Origin of the sequence: Variovorax sp. YR566 (genome assembly GCF_051992195.1) — a bacterium.
In the GTDB taxonomy this organism is placed as follows: Bacteria; Pseudomonadota; Gammaproteobacteria; order Burkholderiales; family Burkholderiaceae_C; genus Variovorax.
This window is the reverse complement of record NZ_CP197092.1, coordinates 3,727,009-3,743,193: the sequence shown is the minus strand read 5'-3', so window position 1 is coordinate 3,743,193 and position 16,185 is coordinate 3,727,009. Positions and strand designations below refer to the sequence as shown.

The 16,185-nt window shown below is 66.8% G+C and carries 16 protein-coding genes; 5 read left to right on the top strand and 11 right to left on the bottom strand.

Going from position 1 to position 16,185, the window contains the following annotated elements; all coding sequences use genetic code 11:
- Window positions 1-83: 83 nt before the first annotated feature.
- From ACTG4X_RS17535 to mgrA, 10 genes are all read right to left on the bottom strand, one after another.
- Window positions 84-1,091: an LLM class flavin-dependent oxidoreductase gene (locus ACTG4X_RS17535; protein WP_440531472.1), complete on the bottom strand. Its 1,008-nt coding sequence runs from the start codon at window positions 1,089-1,091 to the stop codon at window positions 84-86.
- Window positions 1,088-2,026 (bottom strand): ABC transporter substrate-binding protein, encoded by a 939-nt coding sequence (locus ACTG4X_RS17530; RefSeq protein WP_440531471.1) that lies wholly within the window; start codon window positions 2,024-2,026, stop codon window positions 1,088-1,090. The genes ACTG4X_RS17535 and ACTG4X_RS17530 overlap by 4 nt, the downstream gene beginning before the upstream one ends.
- 8 nt (window positions 2,027-2,034) lie before the next feature.
- The gene (locus tag ACTG4X_RS17525; RefSeq protein ID WP_258354994.1) at window positions 2,035-2,955 is read right to left on the bottom strand and encodes an ABC transporter substrate-binding protein; all 921 of its coding nucleotides are present in this window, start codon (window positions 2,953-2,955) and stop codon (window positions 2,035-2,037) included.
- 36 nt (window positions 2,956-2,991) lie between these two features.
- The gene (locus ACTG4X_RS17520; RefSeq protein ID WP_440531470.1) at window positions 2,992-4,827 is read right to left on the bottom strand and encodes an amino acid ABC transporter permease/ATP-binding protein; all 1,836 of its coding nucleotides are present in this window, start codon (window positions 4,825-4,827) and stop codon (window positions 2,992-2,994) included.
- Window positions 4,824-5,363 (bottom strand): GNAT family N-acetyltransferase, encoded by a 540-nt coding sequence (locus tag ACTG4X_RS17515; RefSeq protein ID WP_440531469.1) that lies wholly within the window; start codon window positions 5,361-5,363, stop codon window positions 4,824-4,826. The genes ACTG4X_RS17520 and ACTG4X_RS17515 overlap by 4 nt, the downstream gene beginning before the upstream one ends.
- Complete coding sequence (locus ACTG4X_RS17510) at window positions 5,363-6,703, bottom strand: LLM class flavin-dependent oxidoreductase (protein WP_440531468.1); 1,341 nt, start codon at window positions 6,701-6,703, stop codon at window positions 5,363-5,365. Before ACTG4X_RS17510 ends, ACTG4X_RS17515 begins: the two co-directional genes overlap by 1 nt.
- A gap of 42 nt (window positions 6,704-6,745) precedes the next feature.
- Window positions 6,746-7,756: an LLM class flavin-dependent oxidoreductase gene (locus ACTG4X_RS17505; RefSeq protein WP_440531467.1), complete on the bottom strand. Its 1,011-nt coding sequence runs from the start codon at window positions 7,754-7,756 to the stop codon at window positions 6,746-6,748.
- A 101-nt stretch (window positions 7,757-7,857) separates the two neighbouring features.
- Window positions 7,858-8,358, bottom strand: coding sequence for an AAA family ATPase (locus ACTG4X_RS17500; protein ID WP_440531466.1), 501 nt, complete (start codon window positions 8,356-8,358; stop codon window positions 7,858-7,860).
- Between the two features lie 38 nt (window positions 8,359-8,396).
- Entirely contained in the window at window positions 8,397-8,594 is a 198-nt protein-coding gene (locus ACTG4X_RS17495) for a hypothetical protein (RefSeq protein ID WP_440531465.1), read from the bottom strand.
- A gap of 106 nt (window positions 8,595-8,700) precedes the next feature.
- On the bottom strand, window positions 8,701-9,741 hold the full coding sequence (mgrA, locus tag ACTG4X_RS17490) for an L-glyceraldehyde 3-phosphate reductase (protein ID WP_440531464.1): 1,041 nt from the start codon (window positions 9,739-9,741) through the stop codon (window positions 8,701-8,703).
- 216 nt (window positions 9,742-9,957) lie between these two features.
- Here mgrA and ACTG4X_RS17485 point away from each other — a divergent pair, with 216 nt between their 5' ends.
- From ACTG4X_RS17485 to ACTG4X_RS17470, 4 genes are read left to right on the top strand one after another with little or no spacing between them, the layout of a single operon-like run.
- Window positions 9,958-11,022 carry an ABC transporter substrate-binding protein gene (locus tag ACTG4X_RS17485; protein WP_440531463.1) on the top strand — a complete coding sequence of 355 codons (1,065 nt, stop codon included), beginning with the start codon at window positions 9,958-9,960 and terminating at the stop codon, window positions 11,020-11,022.
- A gap of 8 nt (window positions 11,023-11,030) precedes the next feature.
- Window positions 11,031-11,840: an ABC transporter ATP-binding protein gene (locus tag ACTG4X_RS17480; RefSeq protein ID WP_093054897.1), complete on the top strand. Its 810-nt coding sequence runs from the start codon at window positions 11,031-11,033 to the stop codon at window positions 11,838-11,840.
- A complete protein-coding gene (locus ACTG4X_RS17475) occupies window positions 11,837-12,667 on the top strand; it encodes an ABC transporter permease (protein WP_097199336.1) in 831 nt (276 codons plus the stop codon). The genes ACTG4X_RS17480 and ACTG4X_RS17475 overlap by 4 nt, the downstream gene beginning before the upstream one ends.
- Window positions 12,668-12,680: 13 nt before the next feature.
- Window positions 12,681-13,544, top strand: coding sequence for a substrate-binding periplasmic protein (locus tag ACTG4X_RS17470; protein ID WP_440531462.1), 864 nt, complete (start codon window positions 12,681-12,683; stop codon window positions 13,542-13,544).
- Between the two features lie 23 nt (window positions 13,545-13,567).
- Here ACTG4X_RS17470 and ACTG4X_RS17465 read toward each other — a convergent pair whose 3' ends face one another.
- The gene (locus tag ACTG4X_RS17465; protein WP_440531461.1) at window positions 13,568-15,055 is read right to left on the bottom strand and encodes an MFS transporter; all 1,488 of its coding nucleotides are present in this window, start codon (window positions 15,053-15,055) and stop codon (window positions 13,568-13,570) included.
- 127 nt (window positions 15,056-15,182) lie between these two features.
- Between ACTG4X_RS17465 and ACTG4X_RS17460 the strand changes: the two genes are divergently transcribed.
- Entirely contained in the window at window positions 15,183-16,115 is a 933-nt protein-coding gene (locus tag ACTG4X_RS17460) for a LysR substrate-binding domain-containing protein (protein WP_440531460.1), read from the top strand.
- Window positions 16,116-16,185 lie beyond the last annotated feature (70 nt).

The window sequence follows — 16,185 nt, the reverse complement described above, 5'->3', positions numbered from 1 at the left end:
CCATCGAATTGCACAAGAAAGCGCAACCCGACTCCGACTCACCTCGAACTCAACTCCTGCTTCCTCTCATTTCCTCCTCCAGATCAAAGCGATCGCCAACCAAGCTCCGGCGCGATGCGGCGGGACAGGTCGGTCAATATCTGTTCGTAGTCCTCGCTGCTGAAGTTGTAGGGCAGCTCCACGCGCAATTCGCTCACATGCGGCAGCACCGGGTCGTGCCGCAGGCGCTCCAGGATTTCATCGGACGTGCCCACGAGATCGGTCGCGAACAGCGTGCGCCGCTCACCCTGCGGTGCCAGCGTGCGTTCGACGCGTCCTGCCGCGAACTCGCGGTAGCGCTTGCGCGTGGCGGTGTCAGCGCCGTCGAGCGGCACGATCACACGGCCCAGCGCCACTCTGCCCTTGCGCGCGTCCGCCTCGCTGGCGCGATAGCGCTCGATCAAGCCCAGCTGTGCCTGCAGAAAGTCGTCGGTGGTCTCGCCCGAGAGCACATTGCCCAGCAGCAGGTTGAACCCGTTGCGCCCCGCCCATTCGACCGAGCGCAGCGAGCCGCCGCCATACCAGAGCCGGTCGATCAGGCCCGGCGCATGGGGCTGCACACGCGGCCGCACACGTCCGCCGGCCGATTCGACAAAAGTCTGCTCGTCCCCAAGCAGCGTGTCTTCCAGATTGGCCTTGAGCCGCCCCACGCGCTTGTGCGTGAAGTCGATGGTGTTCGGCGCCGCGTCGTAGAAGCGGTTGCCGAGCAGTGCTCCATGCAGCGGCGCGCCAGCGCTCAGGCCCACCTGCAGCCTGCCGCGCGACAGCACATCGACCGTGGCCAGGTCTTCGGCGAGACGGAACGGGTTCTCGTACCCCATCTGGATCACCGCTGCGCCCAGTTCGATGCGGCGCGTGCGCTGCGTCGCGGCGGCCAGGAAGGTCGCGGCCGACGACACACCGCGCTCCAGATGGCGCTGCCGTACCCATGCGCCGTTGAAGCCCCGCTTCTCGCCGAACTCGAAGAGCTTCAGCGCGGCCTCGATGCCCGCGAAAGGGTCGGCCTCGGCGTAGTTGCCCGGCGTCAGGAATGCGAGATGGCGAATGCTCACGGCGCGAACTTCGGCAACCCGGGCGGGTTGATCTCCGACTTTGGCAACGCCTCTTCGGCCAGGCTCCAGCGCGCGAGCGCCTTGGCATAGGTGCCGTTGCGGATCAGGTTGTTGGCCGCGGTGGTCAGCGCCGCCGCGAGGCCGCTGCCCTTGCGCGTGGCAATGGCCACGTCCGACTTCAGCGGCCAGCCCGCGTTGACGGTGCCCACCAGCCGGATCTGCCCGTTCTTCGCCGCCTCGTAGGCCTGTGGCGCATTCGGATTGAAATTGGCGTCGACCCGCTTGGTGACCACCGCCAGCGTGCGCGTCACATCGTCGTCGTAGTACTGGATCTCGACGGGCTTCAAGCCCGCCGCAACGTTCTGCCGGTTCCATTCGAGCAGGATGCGCTCCTGGTTGGTGCCTGCACCGGTCGTCAGCTTCAGGCCCGCAACGTCCTTCGGCTCCCTGATCGCCTTGATGGCGCTGTCGGTGCGCACATAGAAGCCGTGCAGGCCGAGGCGATAGGTCGAGAAGTCGAACTTCTCCTTGCGCTGCTCGGTCACGCCCACGTTGGAGATCACCGCGTCGTACTTGCCCGAGCTCAGGCCCAGCGGCCAGTCGGCCCAGGCAATGGGCTGCAGGTCGAGCTTGAGGCCCAATGCGTCGGCGATGAGAAGCGCAAAGTCGGGGTCGAAGCCGACGACGGTCTTCGCATCGGTGGCGTAGGTCGATATGGGTGGCGCGAACGGTGCGATCGCGACCGTCAGCACGCCTTCCTTCACGAACTTGAAGCCCGGCGGAATCGCGTTGACGGCCTCGGCGTCCTTGCCGGTGCGCAGGCGGCCGCGTTGCTCGGGGCTGAAGTCGAACTTGTCGGCGGCATGGGCCGCGCCGGCCACGAGCGTAAGCGCGACAAGGCCACGGGCGATCCAGGCGTGCTTGAGAAAAGTCATGGCCATCATCAGTTCTTCGGCAGGCCCGGCGGGTTGGTGCGCGAGGCTGCGATGGCCTCCGACTCCAGGTTCCAGCGCGACAGCGCCTTGGCGTAGTTGCCGTTCTTGATCTGCGTGTTCAGCGCCAGCGTGACCGCATCGGCAAGGCCCGAGCCCTTGCGCGAGGTAACGGCAATCTCGGCCGTCTGCGGCCAGCCGCCCGAGAACACGCCCGCGAGCTTCGTCTTGCCGTCGCGCGCCTCGTAGGCAGCGATGGCGTTCGGGCCCACGTAGGCATCGGCGCGGCCCGACTGGATGGCCAGGCGCTGCACCACATCGTCGTCGTAGTACTGGATCTCCACCGGCTTCAGCCCGGCCGCCACGTTCTGCTTGTTCCAGCGCAGAAGAATCTGCTCCTGGTTGGTGCTGGCGGAAACGATCACCTTCAGGCCCGCGATGTCCTTCGGCTCCTTGATCGCGCCGAGCTTGCTGTCCGACTTCACGTAGATGCCGATCTGATCGTTGCGGTAGGTCGAGAAGTCGAACTTCTCCTTGCGCTCTTCCGTGACGGTCACGTTGGACACCACCACGTCGAACTTGCCCGACTGCAGGCCCAGCGGCCAGTCGGCCCAGGCGGTGGACACAAGCTCCAGCTTGCGACCGAGGCTGTCGGCCACCAGCTGCGCGATGTCGGGGGCGTTGCCCACCGGCGTCTTCGTGTCTGTCGCATAGGCGGCGAACGGCAGGCGGCCGGTGGTCGTGCCGACGACGAGCACGCCCTCCTTCTGGAACTTGAAATCCTTCGCGAGCTTGATGGCCTCGTCGATCTTCTGCGCGCGCGGGCGGCCGGCCTGCTCGGGGCTCAGGTCGGCGGCGGGCTGGGCCGAGGCGGCGAGCGGCACCAGCAGCGCGGCCAGGAGAACGGACAGGATGTTTCGTCGATGGGTCATGAAGGGCAATGCAGCAAGAAGAGAGGAAAGGAAAAGTCAAAGAACCTTGGCCAGGAACTCGGCCGTGCGCGGATGCTCCGGCGCGTTGAACACCTTGTCGGGCGAGCCGGTTTCGAGAATCCGCCCGCGCTCCATGAAGACGATGGTGTCGGCCACCTCGCGGGCAAAGCCGATCTCGTGCGTGACGACGACCAGCGTGGTGCCCGAGCGCGCCAGCTCCTTGATGACGGCCAGCACTTCGCCGACCAGTTCGGGGTCGAGCGCCGAGGTGGGCTCGTCGAACAGCAGCACCTTCGGCCTGAGCGCCAGCGCACGGGCAATCGCCACGCGCTGCTGCTGGCCGCCGGAGAGCTGCCTCGGATAGGCATGCGTCTTGTCGCTCAGGCCCACGCGCACCAGCAGCTCCGAAGCCAGCGCCTCGGCTTCCGCGCGCGGCAGGCCGCGCACCGACACCGGCGCCTCCACGATGTTCTCCAGCACCGTGAGGTGCGGGAACAGGTTGAAGTTCTGGAACACCATGCCCACGTCGACGCGGCGCTTGAGAATTTCCTTCTCGTGCAGCTCGTAGAGCGTGTCTTCGTCGCGGCGGTAGCCGATGAGCTCGCCGTCGATGGCAATGAAGCCGTCGTCCACGCGCTCCAGGTGGTTGATGGCGCGCAGCAGCGTCGACTTGCCCGAACCCGACTGGCCGAGGATGACCGTCACGCTGCCCTGCCCCACGGTCAGCGTCACGTCGTCGAGCACCTTGAGCGCGCCGAAGCTCTTCGAAACGCCGTGGATAGTGACCTCGCCACCCTGCGTGAGCGGATCGGTCCATCGCGGCACCTGTGCAGGGGCATCGGCAACGGATGCTTCCTCGGCCACAGGCCGCGCAGCCGGCATCTTCGCGCGCCACAGCCCGCGCACCACGCCGCCAAGCCACGAGCTCGGCGGATTGCGCAGCGCCCCGCGCGAGAAATTCCGCTCGACGTAATGCTGCACCACCGACAGCACCGTGAGGATGATGAGGTACCATACCGTCGCCACCATCAGCAGCGGAATCACTTCCAGGTTGCGCCGGTAGATGATCTGGATCGTGTAGAACAGCTCGGGCAGCGCCAGGATGTAGAGGTTCGACGTGCCCTTGGCCAGCCCGATGATGTCGTTGAACGCCGTGGGCAGAATGGTTCGCATGGCCTGCGGCAGCACGATGCGAAAGGACTGCCGTGTGCGCGACAGCCCCAGCGCCGCCGCCGCTTCGAGCTGCCCCTGCTCCACCGACAGGATGCCGCCGCGCACGATCTCCGAGGCAAAGGCCGCCTGGTTCAGCGTGAGGCCCAGCAGCGCCGCCACGAACGGGCTGATCAGTTGCGTTGTCGGGTACGAGAAGAAAGTGACGTCGGTGCCCGGAATGCCCAGCGTCACCGTCTCGTAGAGATAGCCCAGGTTGTTGATGATCAGCAGCAGCACGATCACAGGAATCGACCGGAAGATCCAGGTGAACACCCAAGCCAGCCGCGCCAGCAGCGGCGAGCGGGACACACGCGCCAGCGCCAGGGCAGTGCCGAAGAAAAAGCCCAGCAGCGCACCCAGCGCCGTCAGCAGCAACGTGCGGCCCAGGCCTTGCAGCACAGGCTCGGCGAAGAACCATTGCGCGAATACGCCCCAGCCCCAGCGCGGGTTGGTCAGCGTCGAATGCAGCACGATGCCGATGACCAGCACCGCGAAGATCGTGCCGGCCGTTCGCGCGGGGTATCTGGCCGGCACGACGCGGAAGTGCGAGTAGTCGCCCTTCGCGGGCACTGGTGCAGGTGCTGGGCGCTGCGGTTGCGGCGCGCGAACCGGTACGGGGCTTCGCGGCTCGGCGCCGGCATCGAGAACGGTCGTATTCATCGCTGCACCGCCTCAGCCTGTTGCTCGGCAAGGCGACCGTGATGGTGCCCCGTGTTCAAGTACTTCTCGAACGGCAGCTTGCGCGGCGTCTCCGGGTCGACGGGCGGATCGAACAGCGCCGTGTAGCCATGGCCGATGTACAGGCCCACGGCCTCAGGCTGGCGAAAGCCGGTCGTCAGGTAGATGCGCTCATAGCCCTGCCGCAGCACCTGTGCTTCCAGTTCCGCGAGCACCTTGCTGGCCAGGCCCTGCCGCCGCAAATCGCTGTGCGTCCACACGCGCTTGAGTTCCGCCGTGCGCTCGTCGTGGCGCATGAACGCGCCGCCACCGATGGCAACGCCGTCGCGCAGCAGCAGCACGAAGTTGCCGCCGTGCGATGGCGCGAACGCCTCGGGCGGATAGCGATCCATCTCGCGCGGCGCACCCGGCTCGCGCAGCACGTCGCCGTAGCGGCTGTCGTACTCGAAGGCCAGGCCCTCGATAAGCGGCTTCGCGCGCGGGTCGAGCGGCGTGGTGTAGAGGAACTGTTCGCTCATCAGGCAGCCTTCTGCACTGCGGGCGCAACTTCCTGCGCCGCATAGCGGCTCGCCTTGCGCGGCAGGCCCAGGTGGTCACGCAGCGTGTGACCGGGCAGTTCGCGCTGGTAGCGCCCGCGCGCTTCCAGCACCGGAATCACGAACTCGATGAAGTCGTCGAGGCCCTGCCCCAGCACCGGAAAGCCGAGGATGAAGCCGTCGGCCGCGCCCTCGTCCACCCAGCGGATGATCTCGTCGGCAATGCGCTCGCCGGTGCCCACGAACTGCGTGCGCGGCGTGGCCACTTCGAGCGCCACTTCGCGCAAGGTCTGGCCCTTGGCCTTCGCATTGGCCTTGATGCGGTCGGTGGTCGAGCGAAAGCTGTTGCGGCCGATTTCGCCCAGCTCGGGGAACGGCACGTCCAGCGGGTACTGGCTGAAGTCGTGGTGGTCGAAGAAGCGGCCGAGGTAGGCCAGTGCCTCTTCCACCGTCAGCAGCTCGCGGATGGCGCGGTACTTGGCCTCGGCCTCCGCCTCGGTGGCCGCGACCACGGGGCCGATGCCGGGGAAGATCTTCACGTCGTCGGCCTGCCGGCCCTGTGCGACCGCGCTGGCTTTCACCTGCCTCAGGAAGCTGCGCGTGTCTTCCAGCGAAGGCGAATGGGTGAACACCGCGTCCGCATACTTGCCCGCGAGCCCGATGCCCGCATCCGACGAACCGGCCTGGAAGATCACCGGCTGCCCCTGCGGCGAGCGCTGGATGTTCAGCGGGCCCGACACCTGGAAGAAGCGCCCCTTGTGGTCCAGCGGGTGCAGCTTCTCGCGGTCGAAGAACTGGCCGCTCTCGCGGTTGCGCACGAAGGCGTCGTCGTCCCAGCTGTCCCACAGGCCTTGCGTGACGGCCAGGTACTCGTCGGCGATCTCGTAGCGCAATGCGTGCTCGGGGTGCGCGCGGCTGTAATTCTTGGCGCTGCCTTCAAGCGGCGTGGTCACCACGTTCCAGCCCGCGCGCCCGCCGCTGATCAGGTCGAGCGAGCCGAACTGGCGTGCCACCGTGAACGGGTCGCTGTACGAGCTGGAGACAGTGCCCGCGAGGCCGATCTTCGAGGTCACGGTCGCGAGCGCTGACAGGATCGAGATCGGCTCGAAGCGGTTGAGAAAGTGTGGGATCGATTTCTCGTTGATGTAGAGCCCGTCCGCCACGAACGCGAAGGCGATGCCCGCCGCTTCGGCCTTCTGTGCGGTGCGCACGAAGAAGTCGAGGTTCACGCTGGCATCCGCAGGCCCGCCCGGATGCTTCCAGGAATTCATGTGGCTGCCGGCCCCCTGCAGCATGACGCCGAACTTGATGTTGTTGCTCATGACGATTGCTCTCTTGTCTCTTCTGGAATGGAAAGGAAAGGCTCAGGCCGGCACGGGTGTCGATTTGTGCGCCTTGGCGAGCAGTTCGACAGATGCGTGACGCTCCGCAAAGCCGGCCACCGGGATGTCGATGACGAACTCCTCGATGCCATAGCGCTCGCTCAGCGTATCGAGCGCATCGCGCACCTCTTCACCGGTGCCCGCGACCACATGAGGGCGGCGCTCTTCGGTGCGGTAGTCGCTCACGCCAGCCTGCCGCGCGAACTCGGCGGCGGCTTCGAGGCTCGGCAGGTTGACGCTCTGGCCGGTAGGCAGGTGCACACGAAAGCTTCGCAGCGCGCCAACAAGCTCCGCGGCTTTCTCGTGCGTCTCTGCCGCGAATGCAAAGAGCGCGAGCAGCGGTGCGCGCCCCGACTCCGCGCGATAGGCCTCGAGCGATTGCGCGAGATTCACCGGGTCGCTGTTGAAGTGCCCCGCATAGGCGAACTGCCAGCCGAGGCGCGCGGCAAGCACCGCGCTCTCAGGGCTGCCGCCGAGCAGCACGCGCTGCGGCAGCTGTGGCGGGTTGGGCGTGGCGACCGCACCGGCCAGTGCATGGCCGGAGGCAATGCCGTCGTGCAGGAACGCATCGAGCTCGGCCAGGCGCACGCCGAAGTCTTCGCCCTTCTTCACCGGATCGTGCAGCCACTGCAGCGCCTTGCTCGTCAGCGGCAGGCCGCCCGGCGCCTTGCCGATGCCCAGGTCCACGCGACCCGGTGCCAGCGAGGCCAGCACGCGGAAAGTCTCGGCCACCTTGAATGGGCTGTAGTGCTGCAGCATGACGCCACCCGTGCCCACGCGGATGCGCGAAGTCTTCGCAAGCACGTGCGCGGCCAGCACCTCGGGCGCCGAGCCTGCGTAGTTCTTGTTGCCGTGATGTTCGGCGAGCCAGTAGCGGCGGTAGCCCAGCCGCTCAGCGCTCTGTGCGAGCGAGATGGTGTGCTGGAACGCCTGTGCGGCGTCGGCGCCTTCGGGGATCAGGCTCTTGTCGAGAAGGGACAGCGAGTAGGACACGGTATGAGGCGGGAAGCGCCCTTGAAAGAATTGCTTCAAATTCTCTTGGGCATCGCGCGCACCGTTTGCGCCGAATTTCTATATCGATATCTGCTGAGTGCTCAGTCGCGCGTGTGAGAAAGAATTACCTCGGCAGCTTCTCGGGCGCCAAGGAAAGCCGTGTCAATGACGAGACGTTGCGTAGTCCACGGTTCGTAGTCACGCTGCTGCACGGCCGCCCATGTCGTTGGCACGAGGCCCGGCACATCGATGCTTCGCTGCTCGACGCGGCGCCGATGCTCGGGGATGTCCGAACACACGATCTCGACCTCGACGATGCGCGACGAGGTATCCGCCGCAACAGCATGCCAGGCCTCTCGCGTGACGGGCAAGGGATTGACGCAATCGGCCACGATCGTCTGCCCGAGCGAAAGATTGGAGCGGGCCAGTTCGTAGGCCACGACGTAGCCTCCTGGCCCCACGTCACCAGCCAGCACACCAGCCGAGCGCAGTGCCTGCTCGATGGCGTCGATGCGCAGGTACACGCAAGGCACGAGCGCGGCTATCTCGCGTGCGATGGTGGTCTTGCCGCTGCCGGGCAAGCCACCCAGAACGATCAGCATCTTTCTTCGCCTCCAGGTTCAGGGCCCTGGTGCGGAGTTCACCACGAATGCGGCAGCAAGGCCAGCGCGGCAGCTGCGTGCAACCGCCGCAGCGCCCTTGCCGGCACATAGCCATGCGGCGCACGCCGCGCCACGGCATGTGCCGAGCTTGGCGGAATGCGCCAGGCCTTGGTTGTCAGGGCGAGAACATGGCGGGCCTGGGCCGCCGGAGAAACGTAGTGGGTGCGCAGTGGCATAGCAACGGTCGAAAGAAAACTTCGGCCGATTCTGCGCAGTGCCACTGCTTTTCCAAAGACGGATTCCAAGTTACCTGATGCGGTTCGCGAATCGCGATCCCGGGGTTCAGGCGAAATCGGTCGATGGCTTCTCCCAGAGATTGACGCCGCCTTCCACCGCGTACTTGTCGATCTCGGCCAGCTCCTCTGTGCTCAACGGTGCATGCGACAGCGCCGCAACGTTGTCGACGATCTGCTCGGGCCGGCTCGCGCCGATCAGCGCGGAGCTGACGCGCGGGTCGCGCAGCGTCCACGTCAGCGCGAGCTGCGCCAGCGTCTGGCCGCGGCGCTTGGCGATCTCGTTGAGCGCGCGGGCACGCTCAACGTTGGCTTCGGACAGGTGCTCCTGCTTGAGCGAGCTGCCGCCGGGCCGGTTGATTCGAGCATCGGCCGGAATGCCCTTCAGATACTTGTCTGTCAGCAGGCCCTGCGCGAGCGGCGTGAACGCGATGACGCCGGCGCCCAGTTCATCAGTCGCGTTCAGCAGGTCTTTCTCGATCCAGCGGTTGAACAGGTTGTAGGCCGGCTGATGGATCAAGAGCGGCACCTTCCACTCGCGCAGCAGCGCGGCGATCTCGCGCGTCTTGCCGGCCGAGTAAGACGAAATGCCGATGTACAGCGCCTTGCCCTGCTGCACGGCCTGGGCCAGCGCGGAAGCGGTTTCTTCCAGCGGCGTGTGCGGGTCGAAGCGGTGCGAATAGAAGATGTCTACGTAGTCCACGCCCAGCCGCTGCAGGCTTTGGTCGAGGCTCGCGAGCACGTATTTGCGCGAACCGCCGCCCTGTCCGTACGGACCCGGCCACATGTCCCAGCCGGCCTTGCTCGAAATGATGAGTTCGTCGCGGTACGGCTTGAAGTCCTCGCGCAGCAGCAGGCCGAAGTTGGTCTCGGCGCTGCCGTACGGCGGGCCGTAGTTGTTGGCCAGGTCGAAGTGGTTGATGCCCAGGTCGAAGGCCGTGCGCAGCAGTTGGCGCTGCGTGGCAATGGAGGTGGTGTCCCCGAAGTTGTGCCAGAGCCCGAGCGAGATGGCGGGCAGCACGAGCCCGCTGCGCCCGACGCGGCGGTAGGGAATGGCGTCGTAGCGCTTGGAGTCGGCGTGGTAGGTCATGGGTGTGTCTTGTCTTGACGGTGGATGGGGAAAAGGAAAAGAGCCGTCGAGGATGCCCCCGCAGGCACAGCGCGGCAAGCATTTCCACGCCGCTGTCGCGCTTATCCGTCGCCGCATATGCATAGGCGGTTTTCTTCGTTGGCGCGGTGCGCAGCGCTTTCTAGCATCGGCGCTCCGCCAACTCCCAGACCGCTCCCCCTGCCGGAGCGCGCCGTCATGCCCATCGAAGCCCCTTCCCTCCCTTCGCGCCGCCTTGCGCTCAAGACTTTCGCCTCGCTGACCGCGGCCGGGGGCCTCGGTGGCCTGTTGCTGGCGGGTTGCTCGCGCGAAGAAGGCAAGACCGCATCGGCCGGCGGCGCTCCGGCCGTGGTGAAGAAGGTCGGCGAGAAGGTTGCGTTCAAGTATCCGAACAACCCCTCGTTCGACCTGATCTACCTGGCCGACGAGCTCGGCTACTTCGAGGGCACGAACACGCGCCCCGAGTACGTGGGCAAGATCGCCGCGCCGCAGATCATTCCGCTGGTGGGCACGGGCGAGATCGACTTCGGCAGCCGCATGGTGCCGCTGGTGATCTCGGCCATTGCCTCGGGCGCCGACCTCAAGGTGGTGGCAGCAGGCGGCAAGACGCTGCAGGAAGCACCGCACATGAAGTACTTCGTTCGCAAGGACTCGGGCATCCGCGAACCGAAGGACCTCGAAGGCAAGACCATCGGCTTCAACAGCTTCGGCGCGTGCGCCGAGTTCGTCACCAAGAAGTACCTGCGCCAGCACGGCGTGGACGTGAACAAGATCAACTTCGTCGTCATTCCCGACGAGCAGGCCGAGCAAACGCTGGTAACGCGCAACACCGACCTGGCGATCATCCACGCGCCCTTCTCGGGCCGTGCCGACAACGCCGAACAGCTGGTGCGGCTGTGGAGCGACTTCGACCTCGACGGCGGCCTCGGCGGCATGGCGCCTTACAGCGCGCACGGCCAGTTCATCCGCCAGCACCCCGAGGCGGTGCGCGACGTGGTCGTTGCGCTGGCCAAGGCCGGCAACTGGGTCAACGCCAACACCGAGGAAGCCCGCAAGCTGGTGGCCAAGCGCATCAACATGGAACTGAAGAACGTCGACCGCTATGCCTATGTCGACGACCTGGTGGTGACCGAGCCGCCGATCCAGTACTACATCGACATCCTGCAGTCCGAAGGCAAGCTCGCCGCCGGCAAGGTGGCGGTGAAGGACGTGTACACGAACGAGTTCAACCCCTTCGCCAACAAGATCGGCACGAAGGCCTGAGCGCGCCGATGACCATCAAGATCTCTGCCCGCGATGTGCGGATGGACTACGCAGCCCGCGGCGCGAGCGAGCGCGTGCGTGTGCTCGAAGGCTTCGACCTCGACGTACGCGAGGGCGAGTTCCTCTCGGTGCTCGGCCCGTCGGGCTGCGGCAAGTCGACCTTTCTCGGCATCCTGGCGGGGCTGACCGAGCGCACCGGCGGGCGCATCGCCATCAACGGCCAGCCGCTCGCGGGCATCAATCGCAACCAGGGTGTGGTGTTCCAGGGCTATGCGCTGTTTCCTTGGCTCTCGGTGCTCGACAACATCGCTGTCGGGCTGGAGATACGTGGCGTCGGCAAGGCCGAGCGTCGCCGCACCGCGCACGAATACCTCGAACTGGTCGGGCTGCATGGCTTTGCTGACCGATACCCGCACGAGATTTCTGGTGGCATGAAACAGCGTGTGGCCATTGCGCGCTCGCTCGCCTACAAGCCCGACGTGCTGCTGATGGACGAGCCCTTCGCCGCGCTCGATGCGCAGACGCGCGAGATTCTCCAGGGCGAGCTGCTGCGCATCTGGGAGCAGTACCGCAAGACCATCGTGTTCATCACGCACAGCCTGGAAGAAGCGGTGTACCTGTCGGACCGCGTGGCGGTGATGACGCAGCGGCCCGGCCGCATCAAGGACATCATCGATATTCCGCTTGCACGGCCGCGCTCGGCTGAGCTTCGTCACTCGGCCGAGTTTGCCGCGTTGCGCCAGCGCGCGTGGGAGGTGCTGAAGGACGAAGTGCAGATCGGCCTGCGGCCCAGGTCGCTCGAAGGGGTCGTGTCATGAGCGCCGTGCTCGACACGCCTGCAGCTCGCCCGCCGGGCAGCTTCTTCAAGAAGTTCGCTCGCGGCCTCGGCCGGGTGGCCGAACGCGGCATCGGCATAGTGATCTTCCTGGCGCTGTGGGAGGCCCTGCCGCGCCTTGGCATCGTGAGCGATGCCTACCTGAGCCCTCCTTCCGCCGTGATCGCGAGTATCGCGCAGCTCGTCGACACCGGCCAGCTCTGGAAGCACATGGCAGCGAGCCTGCAGCGCTCGCTGTGGGGACTGGTGCTCGCGAGCTTCTCTGGCGTGGTGCTGGGCCTGCTGATCGGCAGTTCAAGGCGATTGGCGGCCATCGTCGATCCGGTGCTGCAGCTCTTTCGCCAGACGTCGGCCTTCGCGCTGTTTCCGGTGTTCATCCTGTTCCTGGGCATCGGCGAGCTGTCGAAGGTGGCGATCATCTTCTGGGCTTCGTTCTGGCCCGTGCTGCTGAGCACGGTGAGCGGCGTGAAGCAGGTCGACCGGCTGCTCGTGAACTCGGCGCTGTCGATGGGCGCGTCGCAGCGCTTCATCTTCTTCAAGGTGGTGCTGCCGGCGTCGCTGCCGTCGATCTTTACCGGCGTGCGGCTGGCGGGGGCGTACAGCATCACAGCGCTGGTGGCGGCCGAGATGATCGGCGCGCATTCGGGGCTGGGCTTTCTCACGCTGAATTCTCAGGAGACCTTCCAGATACCGACCATGTATGCGGGCATCCTGCTGCTGGCGGTGCTGGGGCTGGTGCTCAACTACCTGCTTGCGCTGCTGGAGCGGCGGTTGCTGCGCTGGCGCAGGGGGTTGAGTCTCGATGAGTGACGCTGCTTCCCCAGTGGCTTCGCGCCCCCGCCGGCTCGCGCTGGCAGGCGCCTCGCTCGTCGCGGCGGCCGCGCTGGCGGGCCTGGGCGCATCCTGGGCTTCGGGGAGCCGCCTGAGCGAACTGCCCAAGGGGCCGGTGCTGGCCAAGGCCATCGAGCGCGGCACGCTGGTCGTCGGCGTACGCCGCTATCCGCGCCCCGCCCCTCCCGAAGCACCGACGCCGCCGGAGCCCGATGGCTTCGATGCCGCATTGGCGCGCGAGCTGGCTCGCTCGCTGGGCGTGACGCTGGAACTGGTAGGGCTGGACGCTGCCGCGCAGGACGCCGCGCTGCGCGATGGCCGTGTCGACCTGCTGATCGCAGGAGTGCCGTCCGCCGCCGCGCCGAAAGGCATCGACGCCGCCCCCGGCAGCTACGACACAGGCAGTGGCCTGGTGGTCGCGCTGCGCAAGGGTCGCGTGCAGGATGCGCAGGCGCTACGCGGCGCGCCGGTCTGCGTGGGCGAAGGCTCGGGCTATGCCGGTGCAGTGTCTCTGCGCTATGGGGCTGAGCCGCGCAGCTATCCCTCTTCCGTGCATGCCGTGTCGGCCTTCATGGCGGGCGAATGCGCTGCGCTGGCCGAAGACACCGAAGTGCTGGAACGCCTGTTGAAGAACGACGAATGGCGCTTCTACAAGCCGCTGGCAAGCGGCCTTCGCCCGCCATCGGACGCCGCCATCCGCCTGCCGCAAGGCGACGCCGCCTCGCGCGACTACCTGGCCGCCGCGCTGCGCCAATGGCGCGCGGACGGCACGCTGGCACAGGCGCGCGGCGCGCGCGCGGGCAACCTGCAGTTCGAGATCACGCTGCTCAAGGACGGGTTCGTCTGTCATTCCTGAGTGGGTGGCGGTTCGGGGCCGGACTACTTCGGCGCCGGCTTCCCCGCCCCGACTGCATGGCTCTCCAGCCCTTCCTTGGGCAGCAGCAACGCCAGCGCGATCACGCCCAGGCTCACGACCAGCATCGCCATGAAGGTGAGATGCAGCGAGCCACCCAGCGCCAGACGGATGCCTGCATCCCCCGCGACGGAGCCGTGCACGCCCTGCAGCAGCAGGCGCAACTGGTCGTCGGTGAACATCATCGTGCCGTCGCCGCGCGTCAGCCCGAAATTGAAGACCGCGCCGAAGAAGGCAGCACCCAGCGCACTGCCGAGGTTGCGCGAGAACACGTTCGACGCCGTGGCGACGCCGCGCTGCGAAAGCTCCACGCCCTCCTGGATCAGGATCAGCGAGCTCAGGCTCATCACGCCCATGCCGAGGCCGATGATGAAAGAGCCCACGGCGGGCAGCACCGGCGAGCTGCCGGCCCCCAGCAAGGCGAAGGTCGATGTGCCCAGCGGAATCAACGCCGCACCGGCCACCACCATGCGCCAAAGCCCGATGCGGTGGAACGTGCGCGAGGTCAGCGTCGCGCCGATGGGCCAGCCGAGCATCACCATCGTGAGCGTGAGGCCGGCCGTGACCGACGAACGCTCGAGCACCACCTGCACGTACATCGGCAAAAAGGTCGTGATGCCGATCAGCACCATGCCGGCGAGCATGGCCGCGCCGTTCACGGTGGCGATCATCCGCGCGCCCCAGAGGCGCAGCGACACCATGGGGTCGGCCGCGCGGCGCTCCTGCGCGATGAACAGCGCGAGCGTGACGACGAACAACCCGGCCCACGCGAGCGCCACGCCTGAATTGCCGACACCGAACTCGGTCAGCGCAATCATCAGCGCCGCGATGCCGATGGTGAACAGCACCGCGCCCACCATGTCGATGGACGAGCGCCGCACCGTGGGCGCCTCGTGCAAGAAGAACCAGAAGCCCGCCGCCGCGGCCAGGCCGATGGGCACGTTGACCCAGAAGATCCAGGCCCACGACAGCTTCTGCACGATCAGCGCGCCGATGATCGGCCCGACCACTGCAGACACGGCCCACACGCTCGCGAGCCAGCCCTGCACCTTGCCGCGCTCGCGCACCGGATAGAGGTCGCCCACGATGGTGAGCGACACGGGCTGGATGGCGCCCGCGCCAATGCCCTGTATCAGCCGGAAGCAGATCATGGCCGGCATCGACCACGAGAAGCCCGCCAGCACCGAGCCGATGACGAAGACGGCGATGCCCACGAACATGATGGGCTTGCGGCCATACAGGTCGGAGAGCTTGCCGAACACCACCGTCATCGCGGTCTGCGCGAGCAGGAAGGAGGCGAACACCCAGCTGTAGAGATGCAGGCCGCCCAGCTCGGAGGCGATCTGCGGCATCACGGTGGAGACGATGGTGGCTTCGATGGCCACCATCGCCATGGAGGCCATGATGGAGGCGATGACCAGCGGGCGGTTTGTTGTTCTGTTGGGGGAGGTCATGAGCCGTGCATGCTATAGACGGCACGAGTCCCTGTCCGCTGCTCGGGCTCTCGGCGCCGTTCGTTGGCTACAGTCCGGTGCAGCCGGCCGGCGTCATCCGGGCGCCGGGCGCTTCAGAAAGCTGCGAATGGATGAACTCAATGGCGTCGTTGACGACCTGATCGCGCTCGTGCTGGTGGTGGAAGCCGGCGGGTTCAATGCTGCGAGCACGCGCCACAACATTCCCGTGTCCCGGTTGAGCCGCCGCATCGCGGGCCTCGAAAAGCGCCTTGGCGTGAGCCTGCTGGTGCGCAGCTCCCGGCGCTTCAAGGTGACGGAGATCGGCGAACGCCTGTACCAGCACGGCCTGGCGATTCGCGCCGAAACCCGCAACGCGCTCGCCGTGGCGCAGGACACGCTCAACGAGCCGTCGGGACATTTGCGGGTTTCGTGTCCCGTCGCCATGGCCACGGGCCTGGTCGGGCGGCTGTGCGTGGAATTCGTCAAGCGGCACCCGAAGGTGACGCTGACGCTGGACTCCACCGACGGGCGCCCTTCCCCTTGGAGCGAGGCGGCCGACCTGCTGATTCGCCCGAGCATCGACACGCTGCCCGATTCGAGCATGGTGTCGCGCAAGCTCGGCGATTTTCCGTACCTGCTGGCAGCCACGCCGACGCTGTTCGAATCGCTGGGCGAACCGGCCACGCCGCAAGCGCTTGCCGCGCTGGACGACTGCCCCGCCATCGGCTGGACCTTCGGCCCGCATCCCTCGCGCTGGCTGCTGCGCGGACCCGGCGACGCCGAGGTCGAGCTGAACGTGCATCCACGTTTCACCAGCGACAGCCTGCTGCAGATCCACCAGTCGGCGCTCGCGGGCATCGGCATCGCGCGGCTGCCGGTCAGCCTGTGTGCCAAAGACCTGGAACAGGGCCGCCTGCGCGTGGTGGCGCCGGGGTGGGCGCCGCCGACCATCTCGATCCACGCGCTGTATCCCTCGCGCCGCGACCTCACGCTGGCGGGGCGGCAGTTTCTGGCGATGCTGGTGGAGGCCACCGAGCCCTATTCGAAAACGGTGAGATAGCGTCGTTTCGAAACTGCATATTCAGAAAGCTGCGTTGCATTAGCCCGGGTGTCATCGCACGGTCATCGCT

Bases quoted from the DNA above. Each gene is read 5' to 3' on its own strand.
- ACTG4X_RS17530 (WP_440531471.1), bottom strand. From the start codon at position 2,026: ATGACTTTTCTCAAGCACGCCTGGATCGCCCGTGGCCTTGTCGCGCTT.
- ACTG4X_RS17525 (WP_258354994.1), bottom strand. From the start codon at position 2,955: ATGACCCATCGACGAAACATCCTGTCCGTTCTCCTGGCCGCGCTGCTG.
- ACTG4X_RS17520 (WP_440531470.1), bottom strand. From the start codon at position 4,827: ATGAATACGACCGTTCTCGATGCCGGCGCCGAGCCGCGAAGCCCCGTA.
- ACTG4X_RS17515 (WP_440531469.1), bottom strand. From the start codon at position 5,363: ATGAGCGAACAGTTCCTCTACACCACGCCGCTCGACCCGCGCGCGAAG.
- ACTG4X_RS17510 (WP_440531468.1), bottom strand. From the start codon at position 6,703: ATGAGCAACAACATCAAGTTCGGCGTCATGCTGCAGGGGGCCGGCAGC.
- ACTG4X_RS17500 (WP_440531466.1), bottom strand. From the start codon at position 8,358: ATGCTGATCGTTCTGGGTGGCTTGCCCGGCAGCGGCAAGACCACCATC.
- ACTG4X_RS17495 (WP_440531465.1), bottom strand. From the start codon at position 8,594: ATGCCACTGCGCACCCACTACGTTTCTCCGGCGGCCCAGGCCCGCCAT.
- mgrA (WP_440531464.1), bottom strand. From the start codon at position 9,741: ATGACCTACCACGCCGACTCCAAGCGCTACGACGCCATTCCCTACCGC.
- ACTG4X_RS17485 (WP_440531463.1), top strand. From the start codon at position 9,958: ATGCCCATCGAAGCCCCTTCCCTCCCTTCGCGCCGCCTTGCGCTCAAG.
- ACTG4X_RS17480 (WP_093054897.1), top strand. From the start codon at position 11,031: ATGACCATCAAGATCTCTGCCCGCGATGTGCGGATGGACTACGCAGCC.
- ACTG4X_RS17475 (WP_097199336.1), top strand. From the start codon at position 11,837: ATGAGCGCCGTGCTCGACACGCCTGCAGCTCGCCCGCCGGGCAGCTTC.
- ACTG4X_RS17465 (WP_440531461.1), bottom strand. From the start codon at position 15,055: ATGACCTCCCCCAACAGAACAACAAACCGCCCGCTGGTCATCGCCTCC.
- ACTG4X_RS17460 (WP_440531460.1), top strand. From the start codon at position 15,183: ATGGATGAACTCAATGGCGTCGTTGACGACCTGATCGCGCTCGTGCTG.